Source organism: Sulfitobacter sp. SH24, from assembly GCF_965641895.1.
Lineage (GTDB): Bacteria > Pseudomonadota > Alphaproteobacteria > Rhodobacterales > Rhodobacteraceae > Sulfitobacter > Sulfitobacter dubius.
This window is the reverse complement of record NZ_OZ282575.1, coordinates 1,572,841-1,594,936: the sequence shown is the minus strand read 5'-3', so window position 1 is coordinate 1,594,936 and position 22,096 is coordinate 1,572,841. Positions and strand designations below refer to the sequence as shown.

20 protein-coding genes and 2 pseudogenes are annotated in these 22,096 nt (G+C 55.4%); 12 read left to right on the top strand and 10 right to left on the bottom strand.

All coding sequences use genetic code 11. The annotated features are described in order from the left end of the window. Nucleotides 1–10: 10 nt before the first annotated feature. From ACSQ16_RS10390 to ACSQ16_RS10380, 3 genes are read right to left on the bottom strand one after another with little or no spacing between them, the layout of a single operon-like run. Nucleotides 11–1,255 carry a c-type cytochrome gene (locus ACSQ16_RS10390; protein WP_435988768.1) on the bottom strand — a complete coding sequence of 415 codons (1,245 nt, stop codon included), beginning with the start codon at nt 1,253–1,255 and terminating at the stop codon, nt 11–13. Continuing rightward, complete coding sequence (locus ACSQ16_RS10385; RefSeq protein WP_435988767.1) at nt 1,255–1,815, bottom strand: (2Fe-2S)-binding protein; 561 nt, start codon at nt 1,813–1,815, stop codon at nt 1,255–1,257. Before ACSQ16_RS10385 ends, ACSQ16_RS10390 begins: the two co-directional genes overlap by 1 nt. After that, nucleotides 1,812–4,619 (bottom strand): xanthine dehydrogenase family protein molybdopterin-binding subunit, encoded by a 2,808-nt coding sequence (locus ACSQ16_RS10380; RefSeq protein WP_435988766.1) that lies wholly within the window; start codon nt 4,617–4,619, stop codon nt 1,812–1,814. Before ACSQ16_RS10380 ends, ACSQ16_RS10385 begins: the two co-directional genes overlap by 4 nt. A 658-nt stretch (nt 4,620–5,277) precedes the next feature. Between ACSQ16_RS10380 and ACSQ16_RS10375 the strand changes: the two are divergent. The 11 genes and pseudogenes from ACSQ16_RS10375 to ACSQ16_RS10325 all read left to right on the top strand — a co-directional run. Next, nucleotides 5,278–5,364: pseudogene (locus tag ACSQ16_RS10375) on the top strand (hypothetical protein); the annotation flags it as partial. A 60-nt stretch (nt 5,365–5,424) separates the two neighbouring features. Next, nucleotides 5,425–6,126: a MurR/RpiR family transcriptional regulator gene (locus ACSQ16_RS10370; RefSeq protein ID WP_435988803.1), complete on the top strand. Its 702-nt coding sequence runs from the start codon at nt 5,425–5,427 to the stop codon at nt 6,124–6,126. Then, nucleotides 6,116–6,901 (top strand): ABC transporter substrate-binding protein, encoded by a 786-nt coding sequence (locus ACSQ16_RS10365; RefSeq protein WP_435988765.1) that lies wholly within the window; start codon nt 6,116–6,118, stop codon nt 6,899–6,901. Before ACSQ16_RS10370 ends, ACSQ16_RS10365 begins: the two co-directional genes overlap by 11 nt. 30 nt (nt 6,902–6,931) lie before the next feature. Beyond that, nucleotides 6,932–7,639, top strand: coding sequence for an ABC transporter permease (locus tag ACSQ16_RS10360; protein WP_435988764.1), 708 nt, complete (start codon nt 6,932–6,934; stop codon nt 7,637–7,639). Nucleotide 7,640: 1 nt separating this feature from the next. After that, complete coding sequence (locus ACSQ16_RS10355; RefSeq protein ID WP_435988763.1) at nt 7,641–8,375, top strand: ABC transporter permease; 735 nt, start codon at nt 7,641–7,643, stop codon at nt 8,373–8,375. After that, complete coding sequence (locus ACSQ16_RS10350) at nt 8,372–9,130, top strand: ABC transporter ATP-binding protein (RefSeq protein ID WP_435988762.1); 759 nt, start codon at nt 8,372–8,374, stop codon at nt 9,128–9,130. The genes ACSQ16_RS10355 and ACSQ16_RS10350 overlap by 4 nt, the downstream gene beginning before the upstream one ends. A gap of 30 nt (nt 9,131–9,160) precedes the next feature. Continuing rightward, nucleotides 9,161–10,309, top strand: coding sequence for an o-succinylbenzoate synthase (gene menC / locus ACSQ16_RS10345; RefSeq protein ID WP_435988761.1), 1,149 nt, complete (start codon nt 9,161–9,163; stop codon nt 10,307–10,309). Further along, complete coding sequence (locus ACSQ16_RS10340; protein ID WP_435988760.1) at nt 10,306–11,034, top strand: GNAT family N-acetyltransferase; 729 nt, start codon at nt 10,306–10,308, stop codon at nt 11,032–11,034. Before menC ends, ACSQ16_RS10340 begins: the two co-directional genes overlap by 4 nt. A gap of 28 nt (nt 11,035–11,062) precedes the next feature. Next, a pseudogene (locus ACSQ16_RS10335) lies at nt 11,063–11,406 on the top strand (MerR family DNA-binding protein); the annotation flags it as partial. Nucleotides 11,407–12,051: 645 nt separating this feature from the next. Next, nucleotides 12,052–12,195 carry a hypothetical protein gene (locus ACSQ16_RS10330; protein ID WP_435988759.1) on the top strand — a complete coding sequence of 48 codons (144 nt, stop codon included), beginning with the start codon at nt 12,052–12,054 and terminating at the stop codon, nt 12,193–12,195. Nucleotides 12,196–12,411: 216 nt separating this feature from the next. Beyond that, nucleotides 12,412–12,717, top strand: a complete 306-nt coding sequence (locus ACSQ16_RS10325; RefSeq protein ID WP_435988758.1) for a hypothetical protein — start codon at nt 12,412–12,414, stop codon at nt 12,715–12,717. A 324-nt stretch (nt 12,718–13,041) separates the two neighbouring features. Here the strand turns inward: ACSQ16_RS10325 and ACSQ16_RS10320 are convergent, their stop codons facing one another. From ACSQ16_RS10320 to ACSQ16_RS10290, 7 genes are all read right to left on the bottom strand, one after another. Beyond that, the gene (locus ACSQ16_RS10320; RefSeq protein ID WP_435988757.1) at nt 13,042–14,700 is read right to left on the bottom strand and encodes a tripartite tricarboxylate transporter permease; all 1,659 of its coding nucleotides are present in this window, start codon (nt 14,698–14,700) and stop codon (nt 13,042–13,044) included. Nucleotides 14,701–14,728: 28 nt separating this feature from the next. Then, nucleotides 14,729–15,199: a tripartite tricarboxylate transporter TctB family protein gene (locus tag ACSQ16_RS10315; protein ID WP_435988756.1), complete on the bottom strand. Its 471-nt coding sequence runs from the start codon at nt 15,197–15,199 to the stop codon at nt 14,729–14,731. Nucleotides 15,200–15,232: 33 nt separating this feature from the next. After that, the gene (locus ACSQ16_RS10310) at nt 15,233–16,195 is read right to left on the bottom strand and encodes a Bug family tripartite tricarboxylate transporter substrate binding protein (RefSeq protein WP_435988755.1); all 963 of its coding nucleotides are present in this window, start codon (nt 16,193–16,195) and stop codon (nt 15,233–15,235) included. A gap of 72 nt (nt 16,196–16,267) precedes the next feature. Next, entirely contained in the window at nt 16,268–17,107 is an 840-nt protein-coding gene (locus ACSQ16_RS10305) for an aspartate dehydrogenase (RefSeq protein ID WP_243260655.1), read from the bottom strand. A 371-nt stretch (nt 17,108–17,478) separates the two neighbouring features. Next, nucleotides 17,479–18,423 carry a transcriptional regulator GcvA gene (gene gcvA / locus ACSQ16_RS10300; RefSeq protein ID WP_435988754.1) on the bottom strand — a complete coding sequence of 315 codons (945 nt, stop codon included), beginning with the start codon at nt 18,421–18,423 and terminating at the stop codon, nt 17,479–17,481. A 514-nt stretch (nt 18,424–18,937) separates the two neighbouring features. Further along, entirely contained in the window at nt 18,938–20,152 is a 1,215-nt protein-coding gene (locus ACSQ16_RS10295) for a pyridoxal phosphate-dependent aminotransferase (protein WP_435988753.1), read from the bottom strand. A 31-nt stretch (nt 20,153–20,183) separates the two neighbouring features. After that, complete coding sequence (locus tag ACSQ16_RS10290) at nt 20,184–21,128, bottom strand: 2-hydroxyacid dehydrogenase (protein ID WP_435988752.1); 945 nt, start codon at nt 21,126–21,128, stop codon at nt 20,184–20,186. A gap of 125 nt (nt 21,129–21,253) precedes the next feature. On the opposite strand from ACSQ16_RS10290, the gene ACSQ16_RS10285 reads away from it, so the two are divergent. Beyond that, entirely contained in the window at nt 21,254–22,096 is an 843-nt protein-coding gene (locus tag ACSQ16_RS10285) for a LysR family transcriptional regulator (protein WP_435988751.1), read from the top strand.

Below are 22,096 nucleotides of genomic sequence, written 5' to 3'. Positions count from 1 at the left end.
TTCGTTTCAGTCACTCTGTGAAACCGCCCCATCTTGTGCGCAAATAATCGCTAAGAGCCTCTAGTTCATCTGAGGAGAGACGGTGCTCGAAGGCCGGCATTTCCTGCATTCGCAAATAACCGGACAGTTGGCGCGCAGGAATACCCTCATTGACAACCCGGTGCAGGTTAATCGACTGATCGAGCATCAGTGTGGTGTTCCCTATCATCGGCACGGAACCTGCAGGCTGGCCCTGCCCTTCGGAGCCGTGACAACCTGCGCATAGACCTACGTAGAGCTGGTGTCCTAGGGGATATTGTTCGATTGCCTGCAGGTTGTTCTCCGGTGGCTTAGCCTTAGACATACCCGCGGTGAGATAGTCCGCCACAGCCGTAATATCACGCTCAGGCAAGTATTTAGTTGAGTGGCTTAGCACTGGGAACATTCGAAACGTCATGACACCCTGCGGAGATAACCCGGTCGAGAGGAACTGCGCTAAATCGTTGCGCGTCCAGCCACGCTCGGACAACCCCTCAGGGGTGATGTCGGGGGCCAGTGCGTCCTCGATCACGTTGCCAGCCAGGTGGGCGTCAGTCTTAGCGTAGGCGATATTTCGAGGCGTATGGCATTCACCGCAATGCCCAAGAGTATTCACGAGATAGTCTCCTCTAGCCTCAACTGAGAGGGCATCTCCACCTGCAAGCCCGAGCCCGGGCTGCTCTGGCGGATCGGGGCGAAAAATAACATTCCAAAAGGCCATAAGTGGCCGCAAGTTGAAGGGAAACATCAGATCATTGTCGCGGTTCGGCTTAGCCACCGGTTTTTGCGCCATTAAATAGAAATATAGGGCATCCACGTCCGCACGAGAAATCGCGTGGTAAGAGGTGTATGGCATTGCGGGGTAAAGTCTTCGACCGCCGGGTGCGACGCCGTAGACCATTACGCGATATAGATCATCCGGCGTGTAGCTTGCGATTCCAAAAGTTTCGTGGGGGGTGATATTGGTCCCATAAATGGTGCCCATAGGCGTTTCCATCGGCGTTCCACCAGCTAGCGCCAGTCCATCTTCGCTTTCGTGGCAAGCTGCACAATCACCAGCCTTTGCGACATATTCCCCGAGCGCAGCCAACTCCTGCTTTTCTGTCACATCAAGCTCGGTGAGATCGCGATTAGGAGGCGGGACCGGGCCGGCTCCGCTGAAACCGAAATAGATCACTAGAGCAGCGATCATACCGACAAGAGCAAGGCCTAGGAGCAAACGCAGCAACCCTACCATCAGCTTTCCCCCGCCTCAGGGGTGCGCGTGAGGCCCGGCGTAGCGAGGATCACGTCGCGTGTCGCTTCCAGATACCTGACGTAGCCAGTGCAACGGCAAATATTCTCATTCAGCGCTTCTAGCACGACGTCTTCGACCCTGTTGATTGCAACCGGTTCTGCTTCCAATCGTTCAACCAACGCCTGCGCAGCAGCAACAAAACCGGGGGTGCAGTAGGAACACTGGAACGAAAAATGGTCTAAAAAAGCCTGCTGAACTGGAGTGATCGTCGCGATCTCGCCCTCAGGTCCGCGTTTCGCATGACCTTCAACTGTGCGAAACCTTCTGCCATTGGCCCAAGCGACGCCTGTGATACAGGCCGGCAGCACTTCTGCCCCGGTCTCGCCGCCGTCATAAATAACTGAACATGCCCTACAGACGCCTTGTCCACACCCGTATCGGGTCCCCGTGAGATTAAGGTATTCGTGCAAAAACTCCAGTAGCATGAGGTCTTCGGGCACCTCAACAGGATCGGTTTGCACGCCGTTTATTATCATCGACACGGTCGTGGTCCGGCTCATCGAAGCACCTCCTTGATCCTTTCTGACGTGATAGGCGTCCGATCAAACCGATGTCCGATCGCGTGATGCACAGCATTGCCAATTGCTGCAACCACGGGGATCATCACGACTTCTGCGATACCCTTTGGTGGATCTGTGGCCGACAATGGCTCCAGCACTGTCGCGCTCTGCGCCCAGACAGCTACGTCTTCTGCACGGGGCAAACGGTAGCGGTTGAAGTTCCATGTGCCATTGCCCGGTCCATCCTCGTAGAGAGGCATCTCTTCGTAAAGCGCGTGACCAATTCCCATGGCGATCCCCCCCTGCAATTGACCAGAGACCAATTCAGGAACGATCTGGCGACCGCACTCCAACCAGGATCGATGGTTCAAAACTTCCACCTCTCCAGAGCCTGTATTCACTGCTAACTCCACCAGAGTGGCGCAGGGTGCGTAATACGTGACAGCGGCATTGTTGCGCTGCACAGGCGGATATCGGACACTTAACCTAGGCTGGAACGCATAGCCGGCATCGGTCATTTGCGACTTTTTGTCAGAGCTGGCGCCTTCGCCCCATCGAACCGAAAGTGCATCGATCGGCGCTTCGAAGCGGGCGCCCTCGACCTCAAACTCCGCCGTCGCCCAGGCCCAGCGGTTGAAAGTATGCACGGTAACACCCGTTATATATCCCCGCTCATGAGCGCGGCGGGACAGATCAGTCAACAAAAGCGGAGTTAGCCCCCCTGCCACAAGATAGCCATCGCGCCACTCAGCCTCTTCACGACGCACGTGCAAAGGCCCCGCTTGGCCCCCGCCAATTCCTTCCCCCCAAAAACTGACGGCAGCTTTCCATAACCCCAACTCAAATAACAACCGTGCAGCCTCTGTTGTTGCGTGGGTAAAGTAATAGGCAGAATTCGACGCGCTGCGTGGTGAGGTGATGCGTGGCACCCAATGTGGGTCTGCAGCCAACTCGTCCTGCTTCTCCTGCGTCATTGTGTAAGGTGTATTATCGGCTTCAAGCGGCAAGCTAGGCCAATCCACTACTGCAAAATCTACGCTGTCAGCGGGCTTTCCAAGAAGACGTTCTGTCACAAGCATCTGCGAAGTAGTGGCACCACAGCCAATCTCGGAAGCCACATGACGCATGTGTAGATCACCTTCCGGCGTCAGCTCCAGTTGCACCAAAGCAGCCTCGGCACCGGTGCCGTAGTCTTTCTGAACACAAGAAAAACCCACGCCGTAGCGATAACCAGGATGAGCTTTTTCGTATTCTGCCTTACGTGCGGCACGTTCAGTCCATATTGGGTCATCCGCCGCCGCGTCGAGCATTTCAACTGCACGCAAATGACCACCAGGAATTGCCCCTTGGGTATTCTTGTCGCCAGCCCTGAAGACGTTGGTGCGCCGGAGTTCAATAGGATCGCGCTTCAAATCTTCAGCCACCGCGTCAACCAAAAGCTCCATAGCGACCATGCTTTGCAAGGTGCCATACCCGCGCATCGACCCCGCCGTAGGCGCACGGGATGCGTCAACCTGAACCGCGAGGTCGCTTTTCGGGAGGTAATAAATGGATTGCAGCGCGGTAGCTGAAACTTGTCCTACAGAGGGGCTAAAATTCTTCACGCCGCCGCCATCAGCCCGTTGATCTGACGCCAAACTGCGAAACTCGCCTGTTTTGCGATCAACCGCGAGAGTGATATCGGTCTCGAACGGGTGGCGTTTCAGTGCGCCTTGAAAGTGCTCCCATCTGTCCATTGCCAGCCGCACTGGGCGGCCATCGCCGTAAAGGGCGGCTAATGCTACGTAGTAGGGAAAGACGTGGTGCTCCTTCTGCCCGTATCCAACAGTATAGCCAGGGTGAAAGCGCAATTCGGACAACTCAAAGCGGCTCGAAAGAACCATTTTTTCGATATGATCTACATTTGTCCAGGGAGATTGTGTGCCTGTCACCACATGCAGACGACCACTCTCAATGTCATACCACGCATTGCCGTTGTCGGGCTCAAGTGCGGCAGGATCGACATACTGTGAACTGTAATGTCGCCGATAGACTTCCCATTCTGCGGGAGGGCTATCAAGCTCGGCTCTAAGCTCCGCGGATAGGTCCATAGCCTTACCGCCCCAATCTCCTTGTCCTTCAGCGGGCCAACTCGCCTTGTTATCTTCGAAGGTCGCGAAGAGCGTGCCGTTCTTCAGAGGCGAGAACTCATCCTCGGCATCTCGCGTTTCACCGCCAATCCGCACATATCGGGTCGCCCCGAATGGCGTGCGCTCTGACGCCTCAACAGCCTTGCCCCATATAAGTGCATCTTCATTGAACTTCAGCCTAGCCTTGGCAGCTCGAAAGCGGGTGTAATCGTGATAAACTAAGAGTGCAGCAGGCTGTCCGAGATAAGTCGGTGCTTGCCCTCGCTCTGCAAAGAAGGCGCCATAGAAATCCTCCTCAACCATTTTTATTTGGTCAGCGTTAAGGGTCTCAGCAGTAACCAGCTTATCGGGCTGCAATTCAGGCTCAAGCGCCTCAACTGTAATGCCTTCAAATATTTTGTCAGTTCGCGGCAATCTTATAAGAAACGCGTGAGCCTGTTCATCAGGCCAGTCAGGCATATCTACCGCTCGTATGTCGATCGCAAAGACTTTGTCGCCAGTCACCTTCGGGATGCCGTCCTGTCGAAATCGGACCCGACCATTTTCGCGCCACCCGGGCGGCTGATGCTGACGCTCAGTCTGAAGCCCCGCAAGGGCTTGATGCAAAGGAATTACACTTACAACGGCGGCACTACCGCTTGCTTTGAAAAATCCTCGGCGGGAAAAATTCGGCATAATTCGCCCTCCCTCGGATAGATACGCATGAGAGACGGGATAGTTCCGCATATTATAGGGCCATGTGCTGAAGGGCTTTGTTTAGCAAGTGAACGAGTAAGTTTAGCTACATGGTATCGAGCGGGTGGAAGCACTCTGTATCGCTAAAGCTGAAACACCTCGAGAACTGCGAGTGGATGCGAACGTCTGGCGAAGGCACCCGCTGTATTCCAGATTTTCTGAGCACTGCCCGACTTTGGCCCAATATACGTAGTTTCTACGCGTTTCGCATCCATCATTCAGAAGTTGAGCACATGATCCGCCTTGCAACCTTATCGGCAGAACGTCTGTCACGGGCTTTGGGATGGACCGCGACACGTTAAGACTGCGCCCCACGCAGCAAGGCAAATGCCCTTCGTTCTGTCTGGCAACCGGAGACAGTTTTTGGGACGACCTCTCCTTATACCCAATCGGCAAAACCAGCAGTCCCCCCTAGAAAATGGCCCCCCACACGCGCCGAAAAATGATGCAAATCTTTCATGATTGACAGTATGAAACTTATATTTCAATTTCGCTCTTAGCGTTATTGTGGAGCTACCCTTTGCAACACTCGATCAGAGCACAACTAGAAGATGCTTTGGAAAACGGTTCCAAAGCAGACCGCATTTTGGCGCGCTACATGTTGGATTCTTGGACAGGCCTGCCCTTCGAGACCGCCGCGAGCATCGCACGCTCGGTAAAGGTCAGCGAAGCAACGGTCGGGCGATTCTGCCGGTCGCTTGGTTACAATAGCTTTCGGGGTCTAAAGGACCATTTGAAGCACGATATGGGTGATGACCCATGGCTGATGTCCGACCGTTTGCAAGAGATGCGCAATGACGGCGGTGTCGACAGCGCGCAACTCAATCAAGGGTTGCAGCTCGAAATCGCAGCGCTTGTCGGCATCTATGAAATGGCCAGCAGTGCCGAATGGCAGCAGGAAGCAGAGCGTTTGGCGCAGACTGCACATGTTTTCGTTGCCGGTTTTCAGACGGAACGTGGCCTTGCCCAGTATTTCGCCAACCAAATGCAATATGTGCGCGACGGCGTCACGCTGCTGGACCTTGCGAGCGGGAACTTCGCAGAGGTTCTTTTAACCGACCGTCCAGCCCATCTCGTGATCGTTGAAGCGCGGCGCTATTCGGTTTTGGCCAAGAGCCTCGCCGAAGAGGCCCGCGCGGCGGGGGTGACGGTGACACTGATCACGGATGTTTTTTGCGACTGGGGCCATGACGCGGCGGATCAGGTGTTCGCGGTGCCCACGCAGTTCAACCAATTCTGGGATTCGACAGCCCAAATGGCAAGCCTGTCCAACCTGCTGATCCACAGCGTATTTCTACAGCTTGGGTCCGAAGTGGAGGGTAGGCTCAACCGGATTGCCGATCTCTATGGACGCTTTACCGGCCATGTCGACCGCCCTGCACATCAGGGGGCCAAACGAAAAAACGACACCGAAAAACCCAACAGGAGTGAACACGATGACACCTAAACTCAAACTGGCCACGGCGCTTTCGACGCTGGCCGTCGCCGCCAGCCTTTCTACCGGCGCTTTTGCCGAGACATTGCGCTTAGGCACAGAAGGCGCCTACCCTCCGTTCAACTACATCGAAGCGGACGGCAAGATCGCCGGTTTCGACGTTGAGATCGGTCAGGAGCTTTGCAAGCGGATCGGCGAAGAATGTGAGGTCGTGGCGCAAGATTGGGATGGGATCATCCCAGGGCTGCTGGCGAACAAATACGACTTCATCATCGCGTCGATGTTCATCACCGAAGAGCGCAAGAAGCAGGTGGATTTCACCGATCCTTACTACCTCGCCGCGATGACGAATGTCGTGCCAAAGGGCTCTGACATCACCGAATTCACCAATGAAGCGCTTGCCGATAAGGTCATTGGCGCGCAGTCCGGCACCACACAGGCAGACTATATCGAAGCGACTTACCCCGATGCGGATGTTCGGCTTTATCCAACGCAGGATGAGGTCAACCTCGATATGGCCAGTGGCCGGATCGACATGCAGGTGGGTGACATGCTGCCGATGCTGGACTGGACGACCAAGACCGAAGACGGCGCTTGCTGCGAGTTGGCCGGCGAGCCGATCACCGACCCGGCCTTTGTCGGTGAGGGCGTCGGCATCGCGCTGCGTCAGGAAGACGACGAGCTGCGTGAAAAGCTCAACGCCGCTCTGGCCGAAATGCGCGCTGATGGGACTTATAAAGCCATCAACGACAAGTATTTCGACATCGACGTTTACACGATGAAATGATGACAGCGTCCCCCCAGTTGGAAGCCTTTTATGTTTGAGTTGCTCTCTTACGGCGATGCCGGCTGGGGGGATGAAATCCTCGCGGGTTTGGCGATCACGATGCAGCTTGCCATCGTGACGCTGCCCGTGGGCCTGCTGATTGGTTTTGTCGCGGCCTTTGCCTCCATGTCCCGCCATGCGGGGCTGCGGGCTATTGGCTTTGGCTACACCACGATCATGCGCGGCCTGCCCGAGATCCTGACACTCTTTGTGGTTTACAACGGTGTCGGGCTTTTGCTGAACAAACTGGCTGTCTGGTGGAATCCGGGCGGCACAAATATCGAATTCAGCCCCTTTGCCGCCGGGGTAACCGCACTTGCTATGGTTTTTGGCGCCTTTGCGGGCGAAGTGCTACGTGGAGCTTTCCAATCGCTCGACGAGGGTCAGATGGAAGCGGGCCGAGCGATCGGCATGTCGCCGCGCAAAATCTTCTTTCGTATCCGCCTGCCGCAGGTCTGGCGATTTGCCCTGCCCGGCCTTGGGAATCTGTGGATCAACATGCTGAAAGACACGGCACTGGTGTCAATCATCGCGCTGGACGACCTGATGCGCATGACCAAAGTCGCCGTCGGCGTGACCAAACAGCCCTTCACCTTCTATCTATTGGCTTGCCTGATCTACTGGGCGCTCTGCGTTCTGTCGGAAGTGGTCTTGGCCCATATGGAACGCCGCGCCAACCGCGGCATTCGGAGGGTCTGAGATGAACCCGTTTGACATCGTGGTCGACTATTGGCCGCGCCTGCTTGATGGCACCTTGATGACCCTCAAGCTGACCTTTCTGGGCGCCTTCATTGCGGCCCTCTTCTCCCCCGGCCTTGCCCTGATCCGCGCCAATACGAGCCCTATCGCGCAGGCTCCCCTGCGGCTCTATATCTCCTTCATGCGCGGCACGCCAATCTTGGGGCAATTGTTTTTGATCTACTACGGCTCCGGCCAGTTCCGCCCATTCTTGCAGGACTGGGGCCTCTGGGGGTTTTTCCGTGATCCTTTCAATTGCGCGCTCTTGGCCTTTGCACTGAACTCGACAGCCTATCAGACAGAGATCCTGCGCGGCGGCATTATGGGCGTCGCACGCGGAGAAATTGAGGCCGCCAAGGCTATCGGCATGACCCGCCTGCAAATCCTGCGCCGGGTGACTTTCCCCCATGCATACCGCATTGCATGGCCGGCGCTTGGCAATGAGATCATCCTGCTCATGAAGGCCAGCGCACTGGCCAGCGTTGTCACCGTCTTCGACATCATGGGCCGCACGCGGCAGATCTTCTCGCGCACATTCGACTTCTCGATCTATCTCTGGGCCGCGCTGATTTACCTCTGCATCACCGCGATCTTTGTGCTGCTCTGGAGACAGGGCGAGACACGTCTGAGCCGTCACATCGGTCCGCGCAACACGGGCCGCTCTATTCTCTCCCCTCCGGAAGGACCAAAGCCATGAGCGAGGCCGACATTATCCTGAAAGCCGAAGATATCTGCAAATCCTTCGGCGCTGTGGAGGTGCTCAAGGGCATCTCACTCGAAGCGCGGGAGGGCGATGTGATCTCGATCCTCGGCTCATCCGGCTCTGGCAAAAGCACCTTTCTGCGCTGTCTGAATTTCCTCGAGACCCCGACTTCTGGCACGGTCACCGTGCATGGGGAAGAAATTCAGGTGCGCGATGGCAAGCCCCTGAACGCCCGTCATATCGAAACGGTGCGCAGCCGCTTGGGCATGGTGTTTCAACAGTTCAACCTGTGGAGCCACCGCACCGCCTTGGACAACGTGATGGAAGGCCCGGTGCAAGTGAAGGGCACGCCCAAAGCGATCGCCCGCACCGCTGCCCAGGCACTCTTGGAGCGGGTCGGACTACAGGACCGGATGGACATGTATCCTTCCCAGCTGTCCGGTGGCCAGCAGCAGCGCGTGGCCATTGCGCGGGCGCTGGCGATGGAGCCGGATGCGATCTTGTTCGATGAGCCGACCAGCGCGCTTGACCCCGAATTGGTGGGCGAGGTGCTAAAGGTCATGCAGTCGCTCGCCGCCGAGGGGCGCACGATGATCGTCGTCACCCATGAGATGGCATTCGCCCGCGATGTCTCCTCCGACGTGGTGTTCTTGCACGAGGGCCGCATCGCCGAACGCGGCACCCCTGAGCAGATGTTCACCAATCCGCAAACCGAAGTCTTTCAGCGTTTCATCGCGAATGTGAAGTAACGCCCTGCCCATTTGATCCAGCGAGTTTCCATGTCACAGCACAATACAAATCCCGCATTTGCCGGCGGCGGCATACTGATCGAAGCGGCCGAGCTGCATATCGTCAGCCTGCCGCTGATCACCCCTTTCGTGATCTCCAACCAGACATTGACCGACAAGACCTTCCCGTTGCTGGTGCTTAAAGGCGCGGGGATCGAGGGCATCGCCGAAGCGGTGATGGACGAAACTCCTGATTACCTCGAAGAAACGATCCCCGCCGCAATGGCTTTCCTACGCGATGTCTTGCTGCCACGGATCGTCGGAAAACGCTTCACCTCGCCCTATGAGTTGGAGCCGATCCTTGCCCCTTGGCGCGGCAACCGGATGGCCAAAGCGGTGGTGGAAATGGCGTTTTGGGATCTCTGGTCAAAGAGCCTCGGCCTTCCGCTCAAGGCGGCACTCGGCGGGGTGCGCGATGCGGTGGATGTGGGCGTGAGCATTGGCATCGGCAGCGTTGAGGTCACACTCGAACGGGTCGCCGAGGCGCAGGCAGCGGGCTATAAACGCACCAAATTGAAGATCGCAAAGGGCCATGACGTGGCAGTGCTCGACGCCGTGCGTGCGCGCTACCCCGACATCAAGCTGACGGTCGACGCCAATACCGATTACGGGCTGGAAGACCTCGCCTTGCTGCGGCGGTTCGACGAATTCGACCTCGACTATATCGAACAGCCGCTCGCCTTCGACGACATCCACGACCACGCACAGGTGCAAGCGACGCTGAAAACAGCGGTCTGCCTTGATGAGAGCATCCGCAACGCTGGAGATACGCGCAAGGCGCTAGAGATGCGGGCGGCGCGGGTCATCAATATCAAGGTTGGCCGCGTCGGCGGTTTTGCCGCTGCCCGTGCGATCCATGACGTCAGCGCCGCCTTCGGCGCGCCGGTCTGGTGTGGCGGGATGCTGGAAGCTGGGATTGGCCGGGCACATAACATCCACCTCGCCACACTCGCGAATTTCACCAAACCGGGGGATACATCCAGCGCCAGCCGCTATTTCAAACGCGATATCGTAAACGAGCCACTTGAGGCCGCCAATGGTGAAATGCCGGTGCCCAACAATGGCGCGGGGATCGGGGTCACTCTTGATCGGGACTACATGAAAACCGTCACCAGCCATTATGAGATGATCCGCCCATGACTGCCGTGAATACCGAGGTTGAGCTGCGTGAACTCAACGGCGTGGCGGAACTCAAACACGCTGAGGATTTCCAGCGCACCGTTTGGGGCGCGGATGATCCAGCGGACAATTCCGACCTCATGCTTGCGATCCAGCACGAAGGCGGATTGGTCGCCGGTGCCTTTGTCGAAGGGCGGATGCTCGGGTTTCTCTTTGGGTTTCCCACCAAGGATCCGCAGGTTCAGCATTCACACCGCCTCGCCGTCCACCCCGACAGCCGGGGGATGGGGCTGGGCGCACGGCTGAAATGGTATCAACGCGATTGGTGTCTGGCGCACGGGATTACTTCCGTCCGTTGGACCTTCGACCCTCTGCGCCGCATCAATGCCAATCTCAACATCGCGCGACTTGGTGCTACGGCCAAAGTCTACCTGCCCGACTACTACGGCAAGATGGAGGGCATCAACGCTGGCGTGACCTCGGACCGTATCGTGGCGGAGTGGTCATTAGAGGAGACACGAGTAAAACGGCTCGCCAAAGAAATTGGCGGCGAGAATGAGGACCCGACGGATTCACTTCACCTTAAAATCCCACAGAACGTCGACGATCTTCTTTTGAATGATCTTGATCTGGCAATTTCTGAAAGACAAAGAGTGCGTGATGAGATGACAACTGCTTTTGACAAAGGTTACCTGATTACTAAATTCAACCCGACCATCAGCGCATACATCCTTACTTGCAATTGATTTCTCCATGGTCAGTTATGTGACGTAGCCTGAGCCCGATCGGACCGAAGGCGGCCAGCGGCGCTATGGCGATGCCGAGTTGGACCGTCTTTCCTTCATCCGCCATTCCCGCCAGCTTGGCTTTTCGCTGGAGGCGATCCGGGTATTATTGGACCTTTCAGACACGCCTAACCGGTCCTGTGCGCAGGACGACGCCATCGCCCAAAGGCAACTTCGCGACGTCGAAGCGCGGCTTGTGCGGCTGGAAGTCCTCCGCCTTGAATTGCAGCGCATGATCGGGCCTGTAGTGTAGATCGGGTGGCTGATTGACGCATTCTTGAGGTGCTGCGCGAACATAAGGAATTTCTTGCCGACCACGGGGCCACCGCCTGATGACAGTCGCCCCTCTATCCGCTTGCGGCATTGGCAATTATCTTAAGGTGTTTCCAGGTCTGAGAGTGGCGGCACGTCGCCGCTGTAGCTGGTGTCGGGGCTGCTGAGCATGCTTTCGGCAAAGCTGACCGCTGTGCAATTTGCAGATAATATCTGGTTTCCGCCCACACGATCTATGATTGAGTATGACCATTCGAGAAGCGTGTCAGGTTCGACACCCTAGACTTACATAGCACACGGTTATAGGTTTCTAGACGGATCATGAGGTTCGAAATGCAAGTTGTTGAGTTCCCACTGACTTCGGCTTCCGCTGGTTCTTTCAGGGTTCATACCATTTCTGAGAGCGACAGGGCACGGACGAGCGCCCCCGGCTTGCGCGTCTTTGTTAAGATTGCGGATCGTTTAGGCCTAAACGGAAATGAGCGCATTGCTATCTTGGGGCACCCTGCCCGCTCCACTTACTACAGGTGGATCAGAAAAGCATACAATCATCAGCCACTGATGCTGTCTCTTGATACACTCCTAAGGATTTCAGCTATGCTTGGCATTTACAGTTCTCTGAGCACATTGTTTGAGGATGTAGCTCAAGCGAAGCTTTGGTTTGAAGGCCCTCATGAGGGCCCTATTTTCGTAAGCAGATCGCCCATGCGTTGCGTATTGGATGACGGGCTGGATGGCCTCATGACTGTGCGCCGCTATCTCGATGCGTGGTGCAGTGGCAATCTAGGCTCCGGCGGTCAGAGCAATACCTTTACGGTTGTAACGGAGCATGATCTCCTGTTCGTTTAGTGGCAACAGGGCAATATGCTGACCTGCATAAGTATCGCACTGAAGGCATGGGGTCAGCAGGTTTTAGAAAGAGCGATGGATATGCTCTATGCCGAAAAGCTGGTATCCGTAATCAGGGTCTGTTTTGTAATGAGCGATAGATGTGATCGTCGAAGATCGCGTCCGTTGCCTCAATAGTGGTCGTCGGTTCCTAACGTTTCACACTGACACAGGTTCATGAACAAGATGCAAGATAGCCGTATCCATAGTCGCCGCGCTCTCCCTGACGCATTGGGCCAGGTAGAGAGCGAACTGAAGGCAGCCCACCCGGAAATCAATTTACATTTTGTTGGGCAAGCTCATTACGGGGAAACGGGCTTTGCGTTCATTGAGGTTGCTGGGGTGGTTGATCCGATAATCTCCGGCCAGATCCGCGAGAAAGCGAATGCTAGGCTCGAGCAGCTGGGCTTTCCTGTAGACCTGAAACAGGGCAAGGATGTCCTCCGTATTGTGCCTACCCGACAAGAGAGAAAAGGTTTATAATGCATAACTCTATGGGTCCAACTCTTGATGATCTGCGCGATGAACAGAGGGCCTTTATCGGCCCTCCGGAGCCGCCGAAGGTTCCTAAATTTACGCCAGTGCATCAGCGCGAATCCGTATATTCAATGATGGTAAAGAACCTAGTGGCCAAGATCGCCGCCGAGAGTGCCGCTTACATTCGAAAATAGGGGTCTGACTTGGTTCGGATGGCCACATTAGTTCGGGTTTAACCGCAGAATTCGATGTTGCAGTAAGAGGACTTTGGGATCCCCTTCATTTTAGCAATGGCCGAAAACATAATCGCGACGGTTTGCTCGACACTATTTAATGAATTTTTGCCGTAGCTTGATCTTTTTCAAAGAGGGCTTGATAAGTTTTCCATAGAGAAAGCGCTAAGATAACCGCCGCCAATATCGGGCGCACGACGCCGGGCATCTGAGCAAGAGCCGCGCAGATCATTAAAAGGATTGGCAGTTGCAAGAACACAAATGCGCGCGGAGAAACTCGATGCCGTGCAATAATCGCTAACAGCATTGACATCAATGTAAGGCCAATGAACAAAAGCGACCAAGGGCGTGTAAAAAACTGCATATAATCTGAAGATACTGACAGCGCGCGGATCAGATTGACCTCAGCAATCCCGCCTAGCACGACGCCTAAAACGAAGGGCGCAATTGGATAGCCGAAACGTGTCATCAAGAAACCGAGGCCCCCAAAAGCGATCATCACCCAGACATCATACATGCTGTTATTGACAGTATAGGCACCAAGCGCGCAATAGAAGAGCACCGAAGCTGCCATGACGTAAATTGGCAGTCGCACAACCCGCAGGAATAATTTCAACGACAGCATTTGGAACACGACCATCAAAAGGTGCGCCAGAATGAAAGCAACAAAGATGCCATAAGCTAAAGAAGGCTCATCGGTGATAAAGCTTGGCCCCGGGATCACATTGTGGATTACCAACGCCGCCAACAACACCGCCGCTACCGCGTCCCCAGGAATTCCGAGTGCCATAAGCATTAGCAATGCACCACCCTGAGTTGCGTTATTGGCCGCTTCGGGCGCGATGATCCCATCGTAGGCCCCGCTGCCGAACTGGTCTGCCTCTTTGGAGTTTCGCTTCGCCTGATCATAAGCCACAATATTGCTAATTGAAGCACCAGTTGCTGGGATCACGCCAACAATCAGCCCGATGGCTGTGGACCGAACAACTGTTACCCAACGAGCTAAAAGCTCACGAAGCGCCCACAAGTGCTGAATCCGCTGTGTCTCTTTTGGCAAGTTCCCCGCTAGCGTATGGCGCGCAGTGACCGCGTCAGGCATGTCGCTGAGTAACTGGCTGAAAGCAAATACACCGATCATAATCGGTAGAAAATCGAACCCCGCGTCGATGGAATTATTGCCGAAGGTTAAACGGGTAACGCCGTTCATCTCCTCCTCGCCAACGCTGGCGACCAGAAGTCCCGCGGCAGCCGCAATCAACCCCTTAAGCAGCATTCCCTCGGATAGGCTGGCCGTGATCGTCAGCGCGAAAACCACCATCGCAAAATAGCCCCAAGGTCCGATCTCAAGGCCAATCCGGCCCAAGTAAGGAGCCAAAACAATTAGTGCCAAACCACTGAGCACGCCGCCAATACAAGACGACCAAATTCCCAATCCAAGCGCTTTGCCCTGCTCGCCCTTACGCGCCAACGGCAGACCGTCAAACGTGGTGGCAACAGACCCCGGCGTGCCGGGGATGCCAATCAGCATTGCGGAGACCAGCCCGCCGGACATGCCTCCAATTGCCACGCCTATCATCACTGCAAGTCCTTGCATTGCGCTGAGGGTGAAGGTCAGTGGGAGAATAATCACGATTGCCATGGTGGCAGAGAAACCGGGGATCGCACCGACTACCAAACCGCCAAAGACGCCCAAGGCCATCAAGGCAAAGGTCACCGGCTGCATGATCTCCAAAAAGGCAGAAAACAATATTTCCATCTAGGGCATCCTCATTGGTTTGGGCGGGTCACAGAGCCCAACTGGGCAGCAAAACGCCCATGACATAGGAAAAGAAGAACGCAACTGTCAGGACTGAGATTGCTGCAATCGCGGCATGCATAACGATTGCCCGCGGCGATTTAGGTCCGATTGCGCTAAGCAGCACGAAGACCATCAGCAACCCAGAGGCCGTGAAACCGGCATAGGGAACTAGCAACGCGAAACCGATGGTCGCGCCAAATACGGTGAATGGCACAACTGCAGATTTGCGCCAGTTCGCCTGGCGCGTGGCTGGACGGGAATCCGGACTTAATCCCGACCGGTATATTCCCAACGCCATTTGAATTAGGGCAAGAGCCGCTATGGCGCCTAAGATTATCTTAGGCCAGACATCGGCTCCAACCTGAGCGAAGCCGTAATCAGCGATTAGAGTCGTTTGATAGTATAGCACCGCACACAGAATAACTGTTGCCGCGCCTAAGAACACCTCTCGCTTCAAAACGGCCTCCCTCTCTATTGGTTTATGCCTAGGTCAGTCACGAGGCTGAAAAATGCCTAGCTTGATCGCTAATTCTTCCCAAGCCTTCGCCGTCTCTTGCCACCAGGCGGTATACTCGGCAGGTCCGCGGTAGTCGACAATGGTCCCGCTCCGATCGAAAGCCTCCCGCACGCTTTCGCTTTGCATCGACTGTTCGATGAGTTGCGCGTAGTGTTCGACGACTTCGGAAGGCGTCCCTTCAGGCATCAAGAACCCACGTGTGGTTCCAGCCACGAAGTCATATCCCGCTTCCCGCGCGGTTGGCACATTCGGCAGACTTTCCGAGCGCTCGTCATAAGCGTAGGTCAACGGCACAAGCTCGTTGCCCAGATATTGCGATGCAGTCTGTTCGGTGACTTGCGCAAATTGGATAACATTCGAGAGCATGGCGGTGACGCGTTCGGCCTCGCCATTATAGCCGACGAGGTTCAGCTCGACACCCAACAGATCCTGCAATTGCAGCGCGAAGAAGTGCGAGTCCGAACCGACACTAACCGCGGCGGTAATCTCCCCGGGATTGGCCGAGGCATACTCCACCATTTCCGAGAGCGAGCTAAAATTGTCGTTGCGACTCGCAGCGTAAATTGCAGGTTCGAAGCTGACCATCGACACAGGCGCGAAAGCGTCCCACGAAGTTTCAGCGCGGCCGGTTAAATAGCTGCTGAGCAGTGCTGCGTGGTGAAAGAAAAGGGTGCAACCATCAGGCTCAGCGTCGATCACTTCACGTGCGGCTCGGTTGCCGCTCTGACCGCTAAGATTCACCACCTGCAGATGGATGTCCTCGGAGATTTCATTGATCGCATCGACAACTACGCGGGCTTGGAAATCGGTGCCGCCGCCGGGCGGAAATCCGACCAGCACACGAGCCGTTGAGCACTCCAAGTCCACTGCAGCATACCCTGCGGCAGGTAGGGTGCAGCAAGCGAGAGCGAGTGCCGAAGTTCTGAGTGAATACATTTTTAGTTCTCCCTGGTTTTGTCATTTTTAGTTTTGTCGTTCTAATATTTGAATAGCCGCTCACCAATCAGCCTATGTTCCCACTTGCAATGGACTGTTCAGTTTACACAATAAAGCGAGCACAGATTGCGCGGTGATCCGTCCCGTTTTTGGGTTTTCCGATGGAATATTCTCAATTTCCATGCTGAAATGTGCGCTATCCGAGACGACTTTAATCTGGTGCATATTGCGCTGAAGCGCAGGGTCAGCCCAAATTTCAAGCTGGGTGTGGTCGGGTCCAATACCGGCCAAGGAGAGAGCCACAGCTACATTCAGATTGGCGGGGAAACCAACAGCGGCTTCACGGGCCGTTCCGTCGAAGATTTTCATTGGCGCTGTAATACCAGTGATATCGATCCCGTGGGTTACGAGGTGCGGCGCCCCAAGGAGACCACGCACCGGCTTGCGTGTAATCATGCGCACCGACTCGATATTACCTTGCGCCGCAGCCGCGACCGCATCGAGCCCCAGCAACGCACCTGAGGGCACCATAATGCGGCCGCCATGGTCGGCCGCGATTTGCAGCAAATTTTCATTGCGGATCACCGCACCAGCCGAGAGCGCGACTACGGTTTTGCCTGCCCGCAGAAATGGCTCAGCAATATCTGCGAAGAATTCGGCAGGGGCGCACTCGATCACCAGATCCGCACAGGCTTCTAGGTCTTCGATAGGCAATACTTGTGGCGGGTTCTTAAAGCCAGCGACTCGCGTAGCCGCAGCGTCGCGATTGCGAGCCGAAACGGCGGTCAACCGATACCCATCAAACCCAGCGTCGAGAACCTGAGCTAACTTCAGTCCGACCGCCCCAAGGCTGGCGATTGCAACGCGGGTGACCGACGACTTTGACGATGCCTTACCTTCATGCTCAAGCATGTCCACTCCTCATAGGATACTTTTCGCTGTCTTGGAGGTGAACTGGACCAGAAATCACTTCACATCCCAGCTCTGCAGCAGAGCTCCAGCTGAATTAGATCAAATTTAAAATGCGCCATCGTGGCGCATTCAACTTGCTAAAAATGGTAGGGCTAATGCGACGACATCCACAAACGACATTAACGCTCGCTGAGATAACAAAATGTTATACGTATGCTGCTCAAATCACCTATACGCGCTGCCATCAAAAACTATGCGAGAACCGCAGGAAGTTCCTCATTGAACACCGGCAGTCTGTTGATGTTAAGCAATTTGGGGTTGTGCGGAGCAGGCAAGAACCTTTCTTTACCTAAAGCCTCATTAACCGTCGCTCAAATGCGGTGAGCTTTATCAAGTATCCATTCGCGAAAAATCCTAATTTTCTTTTGCTTCCAACCGCTTTTGCGTCCGATCAGGTAATAGGCTCCCGCACTCTGGACCTTCTGCGGCAGCGCTTGAACCAAAAGACCCGAACGCAGGTCCGCTTTACCTAATATCTCAGGCACAAGAGCGACACCTCGTCCCTCTATAGCGGCCTGCAGTGATAAGAAAAAATGCCCGTATGATGGGCCGTCCTGCGTGGGCGGCGCTTTTAATCCGAGCGCAAACAAATAGTCCGCCCAAGCATTCTGCCGGGTCGCCATATGGATCAAATCCACATGTTGTAGGTCGTAGACGTTCGTGATCGGCCCGTGTCGCGCAAGATAGTCTGGGGAAGCCACAGCGATCATCTCATCCGGCAAAAGCTCTTGGTAGATTAAAGCCTCACCACCACGCACCATCAGGAGGTCAATCTCAACCTGCGAAAGGTTGCTATCTTGCGATTCCGTGGAGCCGACGCGGATTGCTAGATCCACCTCTGCGCGTTCGAAATTCACAGGCGCTATTGTATTGACTAAATGCACTTCGATATCTGGATGAAGCTCAGAGAAATCCAAAAGACGAGGCATCAACCATTTCACAGAAAAAGTAGGTAGAACCGAAACAGTGAGCACGCCGCTCCCTTTGTTCCCCCATACCTGACTCGAGGCCAATTCGAGCTGGTAAAACGCGTCACTGACCTGAGGAAACAGCCGTCGTCCAGCATCGGTGAGTTCCACCGCTCGGGTCAGACGGTTGAACAGCGCTGTGCCAAAATCATCCTCAAGCAACTTGATTTGCCGCGATACCGCCGCCTGAGTGACGTTCAATTCCTCAGCCGCCATTGAAAAGCTCAGATGACGCGCCGCCGCTTCAAAAGTGCGTAGGGCATTTAGTGAAGGGAAACGCCGTTGCATCGCTTAGGCCCCATGACGGATAACTTTTACTAGCACAGACTATCCGTCTTTGCCGCCAGCTTAAAGCATAGTTACTGCGCTATTTCTCCACCGGCGACAGCGTTGAGACCAATCTCGACTGGCGCATTCGATGGAAGCGTTGCTACGCCGGGTGCAGCGTAGCTCTCGAGACCTGCCTTGCCAGAAGCCGCGCGAAGTGCTTCGGAGGCAAAATCGGCAGGGCCGCTGTGGGCACGGAAATCGGGATAGGCGATTACGAAAACATTGAGTTGTAGGATCAGCGCCGAGCGCTCGTTTTAGCGTAGACAGGCCTGCACCGCACAGATCGCTTTCAGCACGCAGAGTTCGACCGGCCCGCGCTATGCATCGATCGGGCGATCATGGCGCACCTTACCCGTGTGCAGTAAGACCCCATTGCGGCGAGGAGTAAAAACAATAGGCATAGTTGGTATGGCCGTAACGAATTCCTGGAAGATAGCGACCCTGCGGCACTGGTCCGGGCGGGGGTTCGCGTTCATGCTTTATATCTTTCGATCATCTGAATAATGCGTTTTGTAGCCGCGACCGCGGCTTCATGATCCTGGGAAAAATTTAATCGGATGCTGTCGCCTGTCCCAGGGGCGAACTCTGAACCCGGTGTGACGGTAACGGCTGCTTGAATGCGTAGCAGTTTAACGAATTCTTCAGATGAAACTGAGAGTGGCGGTAGCTTCGGGAAAACATAGCTCCCGGCTTGCGGCACAGTGACCTCGATTTTTGCTCCGCGAAACAGATCAACCAAATCATCACGGATCGCCTGGTGCGCAGCGATACGAGTATCCATCCAGCCTTCGGGTTCATTGAACCACGTTTCTAATGCAGCCTGATTATATCCCGCGGCGCGCAGGGAGACGATGGCCTGCAGACGTTCCATCCGCTCGATTAGGGACGCAGTCCCAAAAGCAACCCCGAGGCGGAACCCGCTGAGAGATTCAGTTTTTGAGGGCCCCATGATGGTGATTAGATTTTTCGGCGCAGACGGGTCAGAGCGTAGATGGGTATATGTCTCATTGCTATAGAGTAGCCGCGAGTAGAGTTGGTCGACAATGACTGTGACGCCGTATTCGGAAGAAAGACGCGCAATCTCGGCGATATCGGCGGCGGAATAAACTACGCCAGTGGGATTGTTTGGGGTAGAGAAGACCAACACCTCCGTGCCGGATTGGAAAGCAGCCTCGAGTTGCGCTAGATTAGGGCCATTCTCATCCCCCTGCCCCGAAAACTTTAGCGCGACGGGCACGACTTCACCGCCGAAGAAAACCACGAGCTTGCGGTTCGCAAAATAATCAGGCTCGAGGACGGCAACCTTGGTGCCACTAGTCACGCAAGATCCCAGGGCCAAAAACAGAGCCCCCTGCGTGCCTGGGGTGATGATCAATTCGCTTTTGGCGTTGACCTCGCGGCCTGTGAAGTTAGTTAGCCGCAAGGCAACTTTTTCCCGAATTTCCTTCGCACCGCGGTATTCGGTATAGGCCTGCTGTCCGCCGGCCTTAAAGCCGTTCTGCCAAACTTCGGCGGAGCCTGGTGTTGGCGGATGGGCGTCGACATCTCCATGCGAGAAATCCACCGGCGTGCCGCTCAATAACCCACCCATCATTTCGGCTTGGACTCCAGATAGATCCTGTCGGACCTCCTGACCTGGTGCGGCATCGGCAGCTAACGCGGCAAATTTTTTTTCGAGTGCGTTCATAGTGGACTCCGTTGAATGGGGGCACAGCAGATTAATAGCCAGCCTTGCGCGAAACTGTCTCCGGCATCTGGCCGGTGGAAAAAAAGGTGCCTAGATTCTCCGCTACAATACTGGAAGCGGTAGTCATGTTCGTTGGCGCAGAGATATGCGGTAGGACCGTGACTTTCGGATGGGTCCAGAACAGATCATCGCCTGGCAATGGCTCTACAGGAAAAACGTCGAGCACAGCGTGATCCACCTTCCCCGTATCGAGCGCACCCAAAAGCGCGCTTCCATCTATAATGTCGCCGCGCGCAAAATTAATGAGAGCTGCACCTTTTTTTAAGCTGGAAAAAAGATCTTCATCCAGCAGACCGCGGGTTTGCGGTGTCAACGGGAGGAGCACCACAAGAATATCCACCAACGCCGTTAACTTTTTTAGACCTTCGGTTCCGTGAAAGGTTGTGACCTCGGATATACTTTTGGGTGAACGGCTCCAGCCGATGACATTGAAATCATTCTGTTGGAGGCGTCGTAGAGATTTCTGCCCCAAGTGACCTAGACCGAGCACACCGATACAGCGCTCAGAGGGGGTAGGTAGACGATGCTGTCGCCATTGTTTCTCCGCCTGTTGGGCTGCGTAGCGCGGCATGCCGCGATGCAAGAAGAGGCTCCAAGCAAGGACCGCTTCGGCCATGGTATCGGCTAGTTGCGGATCAACCAAACGAGCGATCCGGACATTTTCTCCGGGCATTTCATGAATCAAGCGATCCACCCCAGCCCAGAGACTTTGCACCCAAGCCAAATTAGGGAACTCTAAAAGGTTCGCGGGATCGGGATTGGCGACAATCGCGACTTTGACCGTCTCTCGTTCTGCCTCGCTGAGAGCGCCAAAGGCGCGGATGTCGAGCGTCGGTGCGGCGCGCTGCAAGGCCTGCGTCCACTCCGCCACGAGGGGTCCGGTTAGGTTGTGAACGAAGGGGACAATCGGTTTCATACAGGGCCTTCTCAATCCGACTTAGCGGCGGACGCGGCTATTGCATCCCATTTTCTGCCAGTAGGCTAGCAAACCCCGGAGAAAACATATAATATGTTTTCGTTGCTTCGGAATAAACGATTATTATGGATACCCGTTTTCTTCTCACACTGCTTTCGGTCGTGGATGCTGGCTCTTTTGCTTCCGCAGCGCGGCGCGAAAACCTGACACCCGCTGCCGTTGCGCAACGCATTCGTAGTCTCGAAGCGGCGTTGGGCAAGCCTCTGATTGTGCGGTCAGGCCAGCAGGTCGCGCCAACGCAAAATTGTCTTTCGATCCTGCCGAGATTGAAGAAAATCGCCCATGATGTAGCCCATATTGCAGCAGATTTCGACCAAAATGGAGTTAGTGGGCCGATCCGATTGGGGGCGATCTCCACTGCGCTCAGCGACCGTGTTCCGCAAGTTCTGTCACATTTTGCGTCCCAAGCGCCTGCGGCGACGCTCAACGTGACGCCAGGAACCTCAAAAGAACTTTATGCAAGTCTTTTGGATGAGGAGTTAGACGCGGCTTTTCTTGTCCGGCCGCCGTTCAAGACGCCGAAATCGATTACCTGCGTGGGGGTGGAGACGCAGCCTATCGTAATGATCACTCAGGCCGCAGATACCCGCTCGCCCGAGAAGATAATCGCCCAAGATAAGGCGTTGATCTACGATCCAGGTAGTTGGGGTGGACGGTTAGCGACGGCCTGGATCAAGGAGCATATTCCGCACGAGCGAGTGCTCTGCGAGTTGGACGCGGTGGAGGCCATCGCCATCGCAGTTGGGCATGGAATCGGCTATAGTATCATTCCGGCCTGGGGAGGATTGACTGAGTTGGCCTCGGTCAAACGCATCAACCTGGCGCAGATCGGGCAGAGTCGCGAGCTGGTGCTTGCACATCGGCGGCTGAACGCACAAACCCTGCAGCTGTTGGGGGCGCAACGTTAG

What these genes read in the sequence shown, in the direction of transcription:
- ACSQ16_RS10390 (WP_435988768.1), bottom strand. Translation starts at nt 1,255, where the DNA reads ATGGTAGGGTTGCTGCGTTTGCTCCTAGGCCTTGCTCTTGTCGGTATG.
- ACSQ16_RS10385 (WP_435988767.1), bottom strand. Translation starts at nt 1,815, where the DNA reads ATGAGCCGGACCACGACCGTGTCGATGATAATAAACGGCGTGCAAACC.
- ACSQ16_RS10380 (WP_435988766.1), bottom strand. Translation starts at nt 4,619, where the DNA reads ATGCCGAATTTTTCCCGCCGAGGATTTTTCAAAGCAAGCGGTAGTGCC.
- ACSQ16_RS10370 (WP_435988803.1), top strand. Translation starts at nt 5,425, where the DNA reads ATGGGTGATGACCCATGGCTGATGTCCGACCGTTTGCAAGAGATGCGC.
- ACSQ16_RS10365 (WP_435988765.1), top strand. Translation starts at nt 6,116, where the DNA reads ATGACACCTAAACTCAAACTGGCCACGGCGCTTTCGACGCTGGCCGTC.
- ACSQ16_RS10360 (WP_435988764.1), top strand. Translation starts at nt 6,932, where the DNA reads ATGTTTGAGTTGCTCTCTTACGGCGATGCCGGCTGGGGGGATGAAATC.
- ACSQ16_RS10355 (WP_435988763.1), top strand. Translation starts at nt 7,641, where the DNA reads ATGAACCCGTTTGACATCGTGGTCGACTATTGGCCGCGCCTGCTTGAT.
- ACSQ16_RS10350 (WP_435988762.1), top strand. Translation starts at nt 8,372, where the DNA reads ATGAGCGAGGCCGACATTATCCTGAAAGCCGAAGATATCTGCAAATCC.
- menC (WP_435988761.1), top strand. Translation starts at nt 9,161, where the DNA reads ATGTCACAGCACAATACAAATCCCGCATTTGCCGGCGGCGGCATACTG.
- ACSQ16_RS10340 (WP_435988760.1), top strand. Translation starts at nt 10,306, where the DNA reads ATGACTGCCGTGAATACCGAGGTTGAGCTGCGTGAACTCAACGGCGTG.
- ACSQ16_RS10330 (WP_435988759.1), top strand. Translation starts at nt 12,052, where the DNA reads ATGCGTTGCGTATTGGATGACGGGCTGGATGGCCTCATGACTGTGCGC.
- ACSQ16_RS10325 (WP_435988758.1), top strand. Translation starts at nt 12,412, where the DNA reads ATGAACAAGATGCAAGATAGCCGTATCCATAGTCGCCGCGCTCTCCCT.
- ACSQ16_RS10320 (WP_435988757.1), bottom strand. Translation starts at nt 14,700, where the DNA reads ATGGAAATATTGTTTTCTGCCTTTTTGGAGATCATGCAGCCGGTGACC.
- ACSQ16_RS10310 (WP_435988755.1), bottom strand. Translation starts at nt 16,195, where the DNA reads ATGTATTCACTCAGAACTTCGGCACTCGCTCTCGCTTGCTGCACCCTA.
- ACSQ16_RS10305 (WP_243260655.1), bottom strand. Translation starts at nt 17,107, where the DNA reads ATGCTTGAGCATGAAGGTAAGGCATCGTCAAAGTCGTCGGTCACCCGC.
- gcvA (WP_435988754.1), bottom strand. Translation starts at nt 18,423, where the DNA reads ATGCAACGGCGTTTCCCTTCACTAAATGCCCTACGCACTTTTGAAGCG.
- ACSQ16_RS10295 (WP_435988753.1), bottom strand. Translation starts at nt 20,152, where the DNA reads ATGAACGCACTCGAAAAAAAATTTGCCGCGTTAGCTGCCGATGCCGCA.
- ACSQ16_RS10290 (WP_435988752.1), bottom strand. Translation starts at nt 21,128, where the DNA reads ATGAAACCGATTGTCCCCTTCGTTCACAACCTAACCGGACCCCTCGTG.
- ACSQ16_RS10285 (WP_435988751.1), top strand. Translation starts at nt 21,254, where the DNA reads ATGGATACCCGTTTTCTTCTCACACTGCTTTCGGTCGTGGATGCTGGC.